The sequence below is a fragment of the Pseudonocardia sp. D17 genome, from assembly GCF_036984265.1.
Taxonomy (GTDB): domain Bacteria; phylum Actinomycetota; class Actinomycetes; order Mycobacteriales; family Pseudonocardiaceae; genus Pseudonocardia; species Pseudonocardia benzenivorans.
This window is the reverse complement of the sequence record NZ_BPRG01000021.1, coordinates 1-12,588: the sequence shown is the minus strand read 5'-3', so window position 1 is coordinate 12,588 and position 12,588 is coordinate 1. Positions and strand designations below refer to the sequence as shown.

14 protein-coding genes are annotated in these 12,588 nt (G+C 66.9%); 6 read left to right on the top strand and 8 right to left on the bottom strand.

What is annotated here, in order from left to right:
* Positions 1-53: 53 nt before the first annotated feature.
* From PSD17_RS03205 to PSD17_RS03180, 6 genes are read right to left on the bottom strand one after another with little or no spacing between them, the layout of a single operon-like run.
* On the bottom strand, positions 54-1,571 hold the full coding sequence (locus tag PSD17_RS03205; protein WP_339121428.1) for a hypothetical protein: 1,518 nt from the start codon (positions 1,569-1,571) through the stop codon (positions 54-56).
* A gap of 37 nt (positions 1,572-1,608) precedes the next feature.
* Positions 1,609-3,093 (bottom strand): SCO6880 family protein, encoded by a 1,485-nt coding sequence (locus PSD17_RS03200; protein ID WP_339121427.1) that lies wholly within the window; start codon positions 3,091-3,093, stop codon positions 1,609-1,611.
* On the bottom strand, positions 3,090-4,421 hold the full coding sequence (locus PSD17_RS03195; RefSeq protein WP_339121425.1) for a hypothetical protein: 1,332 nt from the start codon (positions 4,419-4,421) through the stop codon (positions 3,090-3,092). Before PSD17_RS03195 ends, PSD17_RS03200 begins: the two co-directional genes overlap by 4 nt.
* Positions 4,414-5,085, bottom strand: coding sequence for a hypothetical protein (locus tag PSD17_RS03190; protein WP_339121423.1), 672 nt, complete (start codon positions 5,083-5,085; stop codon positions 4,414-4,416). The genes PSD17_RS03195 and PSD17_RS03190 overlap by 8 nt, the downstream gene beginning before the upstream one ends.
* A 34-nt stretch (positions 5,086-5,119) precedes the next feature.
* Positions 5,120-5,398 carry a hypothetical protein gene (locus PSD17_RS03185; protein WP_014203862.1) on the bottom strand — a complete coding sequence of 93 codons (279 nt, stop codon included), beginning with the start codon at positions 5,396-5,398 and terminating at the stop codon, positions 5,120-5,122.
* A 12-nt stretch (positions 5,399-5,410) separates the two neighbouring features.
* Positions 5,411-5,995, bottom strand: coding sequence for a hypothetical protein (locus PSD17_RS03180; protein WP_339121421.1), 585 nt, complete (start codon positions 5,993-5,995; stop codon positions 5,411-5,413).
* A gap of 214 nt (positions 5,996-6,209) precedes the next feature.
* Here PSD17_RS03180 and PSD17_RS03175 point away from each other — a divergent pair, with 214 nt between their 5' ends.
* Positions 6,210-6,596, top strand: a complete 387-nt coding sequence (locus PSD17_RS03175; RefSeq protein WP_339121419.1) for a hypothetical protein — start codon at positions 6,210-6,212, stop codon at positions 6,594-6,596.
* 66 nt (positions 6,597-6,662) lie between these two features.
* On the opposite strand, the gene PSD17_RS03170 is transcribed toward PSD17_RS03175, so the two are convergent.
* Complete coding sequence (locus tag PSD17_RS03170; protein ID WP_339121418.1) at positions 6,663-6,980, bottom strand: hypothetical protein; 318 nt, start codon at positions 6,978-6,980, stop codon at positions 6,663-6,665.
* A gap of 35 nt (positions 6,981-7,015) precedes the next feature.
* Positions 7,016-7,342 carry a hypothetical protein gene (locus PSD17_RS03165; RefSeq protein WP_339121416.1) on the bottom strand — a complete coding sequence of 109 codons (327 nt, stop codon included), beginning with the start codon at positions 7,340-7,342 and terminating at the stop codon, positions 7,016-7,018.
* Between the two features lie 733 nt (positions 7,343-8,075).
* Here PSD17_RS03165 and PSD17_RS03160 point away from each other — a divergent pair.
* The 5 genes from PSD17_RS03160 (at position 8,076) to PSD17_RS03140 (ending at position 12,528) form a co-directional block, all read left to right on the top strand.
* On the top strand, positions 8,076-8,198 hold the full coding sequence (locus tag PSD17_RS03160; protein ID WP_339121414.1) for a hypothetical protein: 123 nt from the start codon (positions 8,076-8,078) through the stop codon (positions 8,196-8,198).
* 954 nt (positions 8,199-9,152) lie between these two features.
* Complete coding sequence (locus PSD17_RS03155; protein WP_339121413.1) at positions 9,153-9,689, top strand: hypothetical protein; 537 nt, start codon at positions 9,153-9,155, stop codon at positions 9,687-9,689.
* A 19-nt stretch (positions 9,690-9,708) separates the two neighbouring features.
* Positions 9,709-10,320, top strand: a complete 612-nt coding sequence (locus PSD17_RS03150; RefSeq protein WP_339121412.1) for a hypothetical protein — start codon at positions 9,709-9,711, stop codon at positions 10,318-10,320.
* On the top strand, positions 10,317-11,531 hold the full coding sequence (locus PSD17_RS03145; RefSeq protein ID WP_339121411.1) for a DUF6545 domain-containing protein: 1,215 nt from the start codon (positions 10,317-10,319) through the stop codon (positions 11,529-11,531). Before PSD17_RS03150 ends, PSD17_RS03145 begins: the two co-directional genes overlap by 4 nt.
* A complete protein-coding gene (locus tag PSD17_RS03140) occupies positions 11,512-12,528 on the top strand; it encodes an LLM class flavin-dependent oxidoreductase (protein ID WP_339121409.1) in 1,017 nt (338 codons plus the stop codon). Before PSD17_RS03145 ends, PSD17_RS03140 begins: the two co-directional genes overlap by 20 nt.
* Positions 12,529-12,588: the final 60 nt, after the last annotated feature.

Genomic DNA, 12,588 nt, shown 5'->3' with positions numbered 1-12,588 from the left:
CGCAACCGAGCCCTCGGACGAGCAGCCTGACCCGAAGGTTGACAGAGGATGTCTCATCGCACCGGCTCCCGACGCCAGGCCTGGTCGGTGTCGTAGAGACGCAGCTCAGTGGGCACCAGCGACATCGCCACCGGGAGCCCCATCCGCTCCCCGGACTTGATCAGGTACTTCCCGCGGCCGGGGTGCGCCGAGCCAGACACCCAGGTCGGCGGCGCCGCCCACGACCGCACGAGCCCACGTTCCTGCGCGGTCAGCGGGGTGATGCGGCGGATCCCGTCGAGCTCTTTGTCGGCCATCCCGCCCAGCACCATGATCCCGTTACGGGCCGCCATGCCCCGGGCCTTGGCCCGGTCCGCCTCCGTCGGCAGCGCCTCCAGATCATCAAGTGAGTGCGTGACCTGTGCCGAGACCTCGCCACGGTGGCGGCCGAGGCGGGTCACACGGTCGGACCGCTCGACCAGCCCGGGCGCGACTCGCAGGGCCCGCCACAGCTCGTCCTGGACGCGGAAGACGTTGCGGCGCCGGCCGATGGCGGCCGAGCCGTCGATGACCGCTGCGGCCCACGCCCACGACGACAGCATCGCCGCGGCCACGACCTCGTCTTCGTCGTCGTCGAGGGCGGAGATGTCCAGGGACAGAGCCGGCGTGTCGAGGTCCGCGGTGACCGAGGAGGGGCGGTCGAAGATGCCGCGGATCGCCCCCGCACACAGCAGCCCGAGGGTGTTGAGCAGGTCTCGCGAGTCGCGGCGGAACGCCTGCTCGCTCTCGCAGACCGTGATGGACAGCAGCTCGGCCGGCGGATTGGTCAGCACCCGCACGACGTCGGGAATCGTCGGCTCCATCGTGTGGTCCGCGGCGACGGCGAGGTCGAGGGCGACGTCGAGCAGACGCCGCTCGGTGACGGTGACCTCGGCGCGCCGCACGATGACCACGAGGGCCTCGAGCAGCGAGCGTCGCCGCGCACGCACCGTCTCCAGCAGCCGAGTGCGTTCCTCCCCGGACGTCTGCGCCACGGCCTGCTTGAGCGGCCCGGCGTCGAGCGGGTTCAGTGAGTGCAACCCCCGCCCGATACGCCAGACCCGACCTCCGAGGTTCTCGATCAGCGCCGAGTACTCGCCCTTCACGTCACCGGGCACGATCCCGGTGAACCCGAAGGCGACCAGCCCGGTCATCAGCCGCTTGACGATCGTGGACTTCCCGATGCCCGGCTGCCCCTGGATCCACATGCCCGTGTTGGACACGAGGCCTTCGCGCAGCCACTCCGAGGGATCGAGGCCGATCGGCTCGGCGGTGTGCATGTGGCGGCCCACCGGGACACCCGGTGTCGCCGCGCCGGAGCTCACCGCGAACGGGAACAACCCGCAGACCTGCTGGGTCGTGCCCTGGTAGGAGATCCCGGCCTCGACGTTCGCGGCCCGACCGCTGTGCGGGGCGGCCCATCCCCATGACCGCGGGACCGGGCGATCGCGCGTTTCTCCAGCGGGGTCGATACCGCCACGTTCAGGGCGGCGCACCGGGTCGGCGGCGGCCTCTCGCCGCAGGGACAGGGTCGTGCGCAGGGAGCGGCTCATCTGATCCTCCGAGAGCTGGGGTGACGGCGGAGGGCGATCACCGAAACGCCCGCCGCGCGAGCTCCGCCGGGTTCAGCCCGACGCCAAGCGCTGCGGCGAACCCGGCCGCCTGCGCTCCGCGGAGTCGGCGCAGCCGCAGCTTGGACTGCCCCGCGCGCTGCTCGACGTCGGCGGTGGCCGCCGGGAGCAGCTCCTCGGCGCCCACCGTGGTCGACACGTACAGGCAGAACTTGCCGACACCGGCGCCCTCTGCCTCCTCACGAGCAGACTGCAACGCTCGGGCGAAGTCGTCGCGCTCGCGCTGTGTCTCGTCACGACGCGTGCGTTGGGCGAACGCGCGTCGCACCTGCGTGTTCGTGATCTCGCGCTCGACCTCCGTGGCTGCGGTACCGGCCGAGTAGGGCTCGTAGAGCAGCGTCACCCGCCGCGGGAACGGGCCCGGGGCCAGCAGCGGGGTCAGCACCCGGTCCACCACGGCCTGCCGAGGAGCCTCCGACAGCGCCCAGGCCACGGAGATCCCCGAGTCGTGCCGCCACGATTCCCAGCCCTCCTGGGCGCGGACGGGGCCGGCCTCGCTCCACAGCAGCAGATCGGAACTGGCGCCGTTGCGGGCGCGGGCGACGTCGGGTCGGCTGGCCGGGTCGAAGGCGATCCGCAACCGGCCGGTCAGCCACTCGACCGTCGCCCGGCCGAGCACTGCGACCCCGGCCATCGCCAGGCTGGACTCCATGCCCGGGAGCCACCGAGTCACCTCGGTCACCGCGCCGAGCAGGTCGGCAGGGCGCGGCACCGCGCGCGTGGGGTCGAAGGTGATCGACACCCGGGTGTCGACGTCGGCGATCGTCGTCGGCGTGGACGCGACCAGCTCGCTCATTACCGAGCGGGCCGTCTCCGGTGCGCGTGGGTCGATCCGCTCGGTGACGTAGTCCTGCAACGTCGTGCCGCCCGAGGGGGCGGTGTCCACGGTGACCGCGATGTGGCGCACCAGATGGTGGTAGCCGAGATCGGCCAGCCACGCCCCCCAGGCCGCGACCCACGCGTCTGCTTGGGACCGGTCAGCCAGGTCGAGCCCGACCGGGCTGACCCGGATCACCGCTGTGAGCCAGCCGGTTCGCCGGTCCCACAGCAGACCCTGCTTGCCGCCACGGCCGTCGTCGACGTCGAGAGGCACCAGTGGTGCGAGCGGGCCAGGAAGATCGTGCTTGCGGGGGTGGTCGGTGAGCATTCCGCCGGACAGCTCCGTCCAGCCCGCGTGCCGGGCCCGGGTGAACCGGATGCTGCGCGTGACGACGTCCGCGAGCGACTGCCCTCCCATCCGAACCAGAACCGCCGCCAGGACCAGTGCTGCGACGACGGCGACGAATAGCGCGACGCTGGGTGAGATGTAGACGCAGAAGATGGGGACGAGTACCGCCCCGAACACCGTCATCGTCTGTGCTGGTCCCAGCCGGCCGATGCCGAATCCGCTCTCGCGGCGCCAGTTGCCGTAGGTCCGGGTCGTCGGTACGTCTGCGCCCGTCATTGCTGCGCACCGTTCGTGAAGCCGTCAACCGCGGCGTGGCCTGCCTGTTGAACCCGCTGTGCGACCGCGGCTCCGGCGGCCACTGCCGCTCCGGCCGGGCCTGCCGCGGCCGCCGCGCCCCCCGCGGCCGCGCCCCCTCCCGCAGCCGCCGCGCCGCTCGAGGTGGCGCCACCGCTGGCGGCGGCGCCACCCCCAGCCGCTCCGGCGCCGTTCGCCTTAGGCGCGCTGGCCCCGCTCGGCCCGCCCCCCGGGAGGCCACCAGGGCGGCCGGCACTCCCGCCAGGCGATTGACCCTGGCCCCCGCCGGGCGCGCCTCCCGACGGTGCGCCGGACCCTGCGCCGGGCGCACTACCCGGACCGGAGTTCTCCATCATCCGAGACCGCAGCGACGCGGCGCCCATGGCGCCCATCGCGCCCATCGCCAGCGCCCCGCCCGCTCCGCTGCCGCCCGTCGCGGCCACTTGGGACCACGAAAAGAAGCGCATCATCGCGGGCATGGCGATGACGGCCAACACCATGATGAGGAGCCCGATCATCATCGTGGACAGATCGTCGCTCTCACCGAACAGCTTGAAGCCGATGAGGTAGATCATGGCGGCGATCGGCTTATAGAAGATGAGGGTCAGAAGCCATGGGGTGATGCGCTGCATCCACACCTTGGTCGAGTCATTGATAGAGCCGGATGCCGCAAGCGGTAGCAGGACGGCCAGAACGACGATCCCCGCTTGTCGAATAAACGTAATGGCCCATTGGATGGCGGCAAGTATCACGCCGATGAGGGCTAGGACCAGGAGGAGGAACGGGTTTGTCGCCAGCCCGACGGCGAATATCTGCTTCATGCGTTCGGTGTAGGCGTCGACGCCCTGATCGACCAGGTACCCGGCGAACTGATCTCCTGCGGTCAGTGCCGCGGCGATCAGGCCGACGCCAATAGTGGTAATGACGGCATAACGGATGAGGCCGAGGCCAACAGCGACGGCTGGATCCTTCTTGCGGGACACGGTCATGCGGATCGCCTGAAACAGGACCGAACCAACCAGAACAGCTGCCGCGATCGGCAATGTGTAGTTCTGGAGTTTCTCGACTTCGCCGACGTCGAGGCCCGTCGTGGGTGTTTTGATCCACCAGGTGAAGGCCTTGCCGATTAGGTCTGCGGCCGCCTCACCTGCTCGGGCGGCGATCTTCTCGAACGCGTCCTGCGCGACTTGTTCGGCGTGGCAGCCGACATCGACACCGCAGCCGCCGAAGGGGCTGAGCTTGTCCTTGAGCTGCTGCACCGCCTGGGTGCACTGCTCGAAATAGGGTTTGGTCGGATCGCACTCAGGCATGGGGTTGACCTCCCAGCGGCGTGTAGCCGTCCGTGGAGTTGATGATGCGAGGGCGCGGCGTGGGGACCTGCAGTTTCCAGTCGCCCTGGTACCAGTAGACGGTCCTGGTGAGCTCGGCGTATCCGCCGAGCTGCGTAGCCTGCGGCGTAGCGGCGACGATCGAGACATCGAGGGCCCTGGCCGCGACGGAGCCATCGATGATCTTGTAGTAGTACTGCGTGGGGAATGTCGAATCAGGAGTCCCCTGGCGGACGACGGTTGGCAAGGCCTGAAGCACGCCGTCGATGTCGCCGACGCACTGCTGTCGCAGTGTCGGCTCGTACACCGCCGGCCCCAGAGCGGGCGAAAGACGCGCATCGATATTGATGACCGCGATCACAGCACCGAGCTCGTCGTCGCTGAAGCCGGACGCGAGACCAGCGGAGATCATTCGCGGTCCGTGATCGCTTGAGACAGGAACAGGTTGAGCGCCGGCCATCTCCCATGAAATGGACTCGGCTTGGTCGCCCTGGTCGGCGCGCTGCGGCGTTGCTTTGGAGGTCCCGCGATGGCCAAAAATGAACGCGCCAGCCACGATGACGACCACAGCGACTACCGCGAGGACGATGAGGAGCGGCCGTCGACGGCGACGCTTCCCGCCGTATTCTCCTACGATGTATGCCACCCGTGCACTCCGTTCGATTCCGCCCAGGGTCTGGCTAGATGGTGAAGACACCCACGAGCGTGGCGGCAGCAGAGGCGAGGGCCAGACCGGCAATCACCCACATCGAGCCCGTCAGTCCTTCCGCTGCGTACTGATTCCTGTTGCGGCGGCCGATGATGATCTGAATGGCGCAGATCAGCAGGCCGGCGACCCCGCCGACGAGCGCGCCGTACTTGAGCCAGCCCAGAACGGTGTTGGTAATAGAGCCCAGCCCCGGAGGCTCAGTTGCCGGCGGATTGGGGACCTGAGAAAGAATGGTGTGCCACAGCGACATGAAGGGTGCTCCTCAGGGGAATGCCGGGTGGTGGAGTGAAGCAAACGGAGGCAGGGAATTCCGCGTGGAAGCCGCGCGCTCCTGAGCGGATACGAGGTACTGGACGAGGTGCTCGACGGCGTCGGTGAACGCGCGCAGGTGCTTAGCCCCGTCGGTGGCCAAGACGTCGCGGGCCTGCTCGTATTGGGCGTCGGTTTCTCGCCACTCGCTGACGAACGGCACGACGACGATCCCCTGGACGTGGGGCTCGGTCATGCGCAGGCGGGCCCGGGTGTTGGGGCCCACTCCCGCGGGGGTGTCGCTGACGACCGCCAGGACCGGGGGCCGTGGGCTGGCGTTGATCGCGCGCTGTGCGCACCCGACGGAGTAGAGGGTCGATTGGCAGACCATCACGTCGACGGGCGCTCCGCCTCGGTAGATGCCGCAGTCGTCGGCGCGGAGCGCGGCCGCGATCGTCGATGTACCCACACCGCCTGCGACGCCCGCAACCTGGGGGATGTGGAGCCGTGGCATCAACGACGACCCTCCTTTGAGTACGGATTGTTGGGCAGATGAACTATACAGTTGGAGGCATAGAGCGGAGATGACTTCGAGCATGAGGCGGAACATGGGCATGGATCACGCACGGCCTGGAAGGTCCAGATGGCGCGGCCCGGTGGTGTGCGTGCTCGTTGTCGGCGCCCTCGCGGTCGGCGCCTACTTCGTCGGGGTGGCCACTTCTGGCAGCTCCGCTCCAAGCTCCGGCGATACGGCCGTGTCAGTCCCGCGGAGCGACGGCCCTCTCCAGGCCGCTGTCCCGCGCTCTGATCCGGTGACCAGCGCGATCGCGTGGCTGCGAGCATCGCGGGAGCTGAGTTATCGGGACGCGAGCCCGACCGAGTGGATCGACCGGGCGTTGCCGGTGGTCACCGGGGAGCTGCAGAGGCAGTATCAGCAGGCCCGCACCGGATCTGCTGGCGCAGACTGGGACGACTTCGTCGCGAATCGCTGCAGGACCACGGTCGAGGGGCCGGCCGGGGTGATTCCAGCTGAGGCGCCACGGACTGCGAGCGTCGTCTCCGTCCAGGTGACCGGGAACCTTCGGACCAGCTGCGACGTCCAGAGTGCGGCGGTCCCCCCGATCGAGTCGGTGGCGGCGACGATCGAGCTCACCCAGGCCAAGGATGGGCTGTGGCGAGTTCGCCAACGACTCTACTGAGTACGATCGTATGGGTAGCACGACGACGTCTCCTCTGGTTTGCCGAAACTGCTGACCGCTCCGCAGTCAGGCAGCAGAGCCCACTCGGCTAAGCGCCACCGCGTGCTGCATCTCAGCCGAGGCTTCGCTCAAGCGGGGGCTGCAGTCCTGGTCTGCGTCGAGATCGCCCATCGCGAGCACGATCTGGGTCGCCGCCGCCACGAGCGCTGCGCGAAGCTGGAGACGTCGCGCCTCATCCTGCTGCTCGGCGGGCGTGATGCCGGGATCGTCGTCGACCGCGGGGGAGAGCGCGACCGCAGCCGGTCTCGACTCGTCTCGAATCCCAGCTTGCGGCATCAGGTCGTCCGTAGTCGGATACCGCATGAGTTGCTCCTTCGGGTTCACGAGTTCTTCCCGGGGCCGCTGCTGGGGGCCAGTGGTCATTTCTCGAGGGGCGGGTCGAGGTCAAAGGGTGAGTGCTGTTGCTCGGCGGTCGGGGGCGACACGTCGCTCGGGTCGGGGTGCGGGGTTGCCGAGGACCTGACGAGAGCAGCGCGGCGCGCCGCGACAAGCTGGCCGAGGTGCGCTAGCCAAGCGCTGCGATAGGCCGCGGGCTCGTCCCCGCGACCGTCCCAGGGGCATGTCTGCTCGGCCAAAGCGGTGGCCTCGAACGTGACCTCTTCGACGAACCGACGACCGCCGACGGCCATGGCGTCGCCGATGAGCTCGTCTTGAAGGTCGGGCTCATAGGGTTCACAGATGTCCATCGGATCATCCCACCGGTGCCCCGGAGGCTCCCGCAATGAAGCCGGCCATCCGGCCCTGCGGGGTGTTCATCGCGTAGTCGTAGGCCTCCTGCGCGGACGACCCACTCGATGTGCCACCCGAGCTCGCCCCGCTCGAGCGCCGCGACGCAGATGCGGAGCGGGGAGCCGGAGCATCCGAGTCGCTGTCCGAACGCGAAGCGTCCGAGCTGTCGCGTTCTGGTGGAGGCGGCGACGCCTTGCGCGACGAGGCGCTGCCGGCGCCGGACTTACTCGGTGAGCTACCACCCGAGCTGGACGGCACGTTCTGCCGGTCTACCTCACGGACCGGTCTGGCGACCGCGTCAGACACAGCCCCGGTGGGGCCTAGGCCGGACCTGGCCGAGGCTGCTGCCTTGTGCGACGCAGGCGCCGGGTCACTGGCGGCGAGGATCGTCGGCTCCGGTCGGCCTTCAGAGTTCGTGACCGGGGGTGCGGGCTGCTCGGGTGGAGCCGAAGGACGACGATCGCGCAGGTCGAGAACTCTCTGGACGAGCGGAGTGGTCTGGTCAGCCGGATCGAGGACTGGGCTGCGCTGCGCGGCGATGACGCCCAGCTGCAGCCGATCGACGTCGGCCTGCCGGGCTACCCGTTCCTGTAGCAGTAGAGCGCGCCGCGCTGTCAGCGCGTCTCGTACGTAGAGCTGATCGGGACTCAGACGGCCAATGGGCGGCAGGTCGTCGAGGGTGGCGGTTACATGGGCGATCTGCTGATCCAGCGCCGCAACCGCTGCGCGAGCCTCGGCGAGCTGATCCAGCGTGGCAAGCTGGCTCTGCAGCGCAGCGCGCTGCTGCTCAAGGAGCGTCTTGCGGGCCAGTAGAACTTGGACCTGTTCGGGTGTTCCCAGGTAATGCGAGGCGATCTGTGTATTCCATATCGCCTCCGTCGTCGCGATGCTGGCGAGCTGCCGGTCGATCGAGGCCAGCGCGCGCCGGGCCTGGGACTCCCAACTTGCCGGGGCGACGGTCCGTGGACCGGGATCGGAGTCGGGCCAGCTGGTTGTTCCCTGGACGAAGGTGTCGCCAGCTATCACCAGGCCAACCACACCGATTGCGCCAACGAGTTGCCAGGCGCGAGAACCCAGCGGTGGACGCCGCGTCTTTCGAGTGTCGCGGGACCTCTCGGTTGCCGCGCCCACGCCGACGAGCGGCTCCGATCCAGGGTGCCGCAACTCGACGACGTCCTCGCTTCGTCGACGTCGGTCGTCGGCGTGGTGTGCCGAGGAGCAGTAGCGCCGGGGCGGGCGCCCGACCTCCACCTCGGGGACGCGCTCCGTACACCCAGGAAGGGCGCACTGCGGGCGTTCCGGCGTCATGTAGTCCTCTGCAGTAGCGAAGTAGCAGCGAGACAAGCGAGTGATTTTCTACGCTGAGATGCCGCGAAATGTCCAGCAGCGCGCGTGGCGGTGGGCACTTGCAGCTGCGCTAGAACGCCCATGCGCGCCGTAGGTCATCACGATCGGTAGCGAACGTTCTGTTGCTGATGAAGTGCAGGCGGGACGTAAGGCTCCGGGGGAGCGAGCAACGCGACAGGACTAAAGCACTGGGTGACAAGAGGAATACCTGAGCCACTCGATCGTGTGAGGAAGTGCGACTCTGCGGTCGACGGTCGGTTGCCGGTCACGCCTCACCGGCAGTCGCAGACGGCCATCGCGCCCTGGCGAGCGCCCCCCGCAGCGCCCACGGATCCGCTCCAGCGAATGATTGTGCTCAGAACTGGCTCTCCAGATACGCTGTAGGGGAGGGAACGAACTGCACCCGAGGAGGTCTTCCGGTTGACCAGCCAGGACAGGGCAGGGCAGTCGCAGCCGACTCTCGCGGAACGACTCGAGCGGCTATTCGCGGTCAGCAGGCCCCCGCACGCCCCGGAACGCCCCTGGCGGAACAACGAGGTTGTCGCGGCATGCAAGGCGGACGGTCGTGAGCTGTCGGAGTCACACCTGAGCGAGCTGCGGCGGGGCGTCAAGCGCAACCCCACTATGCGGACGCTTGAAGCGTTGGCATGGTTCTTCGGCGTCCGTGTCGGCTACTTCGTCGACCCCGAGGTCGCCGAGGAAGTTGAACGGGAGCTCGACGAGCGAGCGTCGCGCTTGGCGGCGAAGGTCGACGAGGAACGTCGCGCCCAAGAGGAGGAGCGTGCCGCAGCACTCGCTCTGCAGCAGGCGATCCGAGAGTCAGGAGTGACGAAGGCTGCGCACCGTGCGGGGGGCGGTCGCGACCGGCGCCAACGCGCCTCGATGATGCGAGCCCTCGCTCGCGCCCTGCTCGAGGATGAAGACGGGGACGTCGGCCCGGCCGAGTCGCGCCATTGACCCGTCCTCCCTCCGTATCATGATCAGGACGTGCAGATGGGGTATCGACCGCATCCGTCTGGCGGAGTCCGACAACGACGAGACTTTTGAGGCCGTGCAGATGGATGAGCGCATGACGGGCCGACAGCTACGGGCCTTTTGCCTCAAGCTCATAGCGGACCTATCGCTTCGGCCTCCTTTCACGCCACACACACTCTGCGACAGGCTGGCGCAGCACAGAGGACGGCCGCTCAAGCTGCAGGCCGCAGACTTAGGCGCCACCGCCTCAATCGGGCATCTCGTTGCTGAGGCCGAACGGGATCGCATCCTCTACGAGCGTGCTGCGACGGGTGTGCAGCAAGCCACCGTCATCTATCACGAGGTCGTCCATCTGACGCGCGGCCACCTCGTCGAGCAGTCTGCGCTGACTTGCGGAGAACTCCTGGACCCCGGCGAGCTGGAATCCAGAGAGCTGGAGCCGGCCGCAAGTCTTTACGCAAGCTGGCAGGAATGGGAGGCCGAGGCCGGCGCGACCTTCCTACTGCAGATTTCGCGTCGTCGTGCGCGGCCGGATGTCCTCTCCAGTACCGATCACCTCGCCGAGCTCGGAATGGCTGCGATGTTCGGTCTGCAGATGGATCAGCCACGATGACTCTGATTGAGGCGGCAACTGCCGTCGTCCTATTGCTGGCGGCCGCGTGGGAGTGGCGTCAGTTCGTGGTCCATCCGCGGGACGTGTTGGCCGGAGATCAGGCTATTGCAGTGGCTCGAACCCAGGCTGTCGGCCTTACCGGAATCGGACTGGTAGTTGCTCTCAGTCTTCCGATCGAAATCTTCAAGCCGGCTGCGGACTTCATTCACGACTCGTTTGTCACTAATGTTGTCTGGAATATCGCCGTCTATTGTTATTCCGCTTGTTTTCTGATAGCAAATGCGGACGAGTCGACGGTCGCTACGGCCAAACGGCAGGCCAACATCGAGTTCTTGGGCGTGATGGTTGCGACAGGTCTGATGTACGTCGCTGTTGCGACGGCCCCGCACTCACCAAGAATTGCGGCAGGCGCCAGCACATGGCAGAATATTCTATATTACCTGGGTGTCGCTGCGTATCCTGTAGTCGTGTGGGTAATCGGCACGACTAGAGCGCTCACCAAAATCCGGCGTCTCACACATGTGTGGGCACGTCCTGCCTCGATTATGATGGTAATCGGTGTCTCGGCGATGGTTCTTGGAGTTGACGGCGTAGCCCTGCTTAGGCAGGGGCTCTACATTGCTATTCCTGGCTCCAAGTGGCCGGTTCTCCGAACCTGGTACAACGTAGGGCGCCTTGGCGGTCAACTGCTGTTGGCGGTGGGACTCGTCATGGTTCCGATCGCCGGTGCCGTGTACCGTGCCAAGGAGTGGCTCGATCTTCGAGCCAAAGAGCGTTTCCTGCATGGAATTGATGGCCTCTGGTCGAGGCTGACCGCCGAGTTTCCTCACGTCGTTCTCCCGCCCGTCGAAGACGACGATATGGACGATGTCGAAACGCGTTTCGACCTGAGGACAGGGGAGATCACTGGCGGACTCGCCGAGCTCGCCCCCTACTGCTCGCACCAATCCGTCTCAGGCATGGACCGCCCGGATAAGGCGGCCGTCATCATTTCTGAGGCTCTGGCGAGAGTCGAACAGAACCGGACTTCGCGCTGGGCGGGGGACGAGGTATATCCAGCACGACTTCCACCGTACCCCCTGCTTGAGCCCGATTTCGGGGGTCGGTGGCGGAAGAGAGCGGCCTGGATGGCTGGGGTCAGTCGGGTGCTTGCCGACACAGGTTTGGGCGCCCGCGGAAGGGGACCGGAAGGTGAACTCCGCAGAGTCTAGTGTCGGTCTCTCGGTATTGGACACCTCACCCATCGTCGCGGGCTCTGACGCTCGAGCTGCACTGCACAACACGCTTGACCTGGCAAAATCGGCTGACGAGCTCGGCTTCACCCGATACTGGGTACCCGAGCACCATGGTATGCGAGGAGTGGCCTGCTCGGCGACGGCGGTCGTAATTGACCGTATTGCAGCCAGCACGGAGCGGATTCGGGTCGGCTCGGGCGGAGTCCTCCTGCCAAACCACTCGCCACTGGTCCTTGCCGAGCAGTTCGGCACTCTCGAGATCTACCATCCGGGCCGGGTCGACCTCGGCATCGGTCGAGCACTCGGTGGCCGAAAGGAAGTTGTCGAGCGAGTAAGAAGCTCTTCCGAGCGCACGGCGAAGCCATTCGAGCAACAGCTCGGCGAGCTGTTAGGTTATTTCGCCGCGCCGTTGGAGGAAGTCGCCGCAGTTCCAGCTATCGGTAACACGCCAGCCGTATGGCTCCTAGGTACTAGTGCGTGCAGCGCTCGGTTAGCCGGAACACTTGGACTCTCCTACGCCTATGGAGGCCACCTGGACCCAAGTGGCATTGAACGAAAACTCGAAATCTACCGAGAGTCGTTCCGATCTGTCCGCGCCAGCCATCAGCCGCAGGTCATCGTGAGTGTCCCGGTCATAGCTGCGGATACGGACGACCGGGCTGCCTGGCTGGCGGCATCGATAAAGAGGAAGCTGCTCGCTCGCCTTGACCGAAAGCCGATCTTGCTGCCTTCCCCAACCGAAGCAAACAGTCAGAAATTCACCCCTGGCGAGGAAGCGCGGCTGCTTAACTCGACGTTCTCTGGATATATTGTCGGGTCAGCTGACACTATCCGCCGAAAGCTACAGAGAATTGTTGACGAGACGGGTGCGCAGGAGCTGATGGTCACTTCGCCGATCTTCAGCCACCTGGAGCGGCGGCGATCATATGAGATCTGTGCCGGCCTGAAATTGAAACGAACTGGTGGTACCTAGTGCCTCGTCAGGCAACGTTCGGTAGGTAATCGGGCCTGCGGATCCTGGACTCGGGAGCGA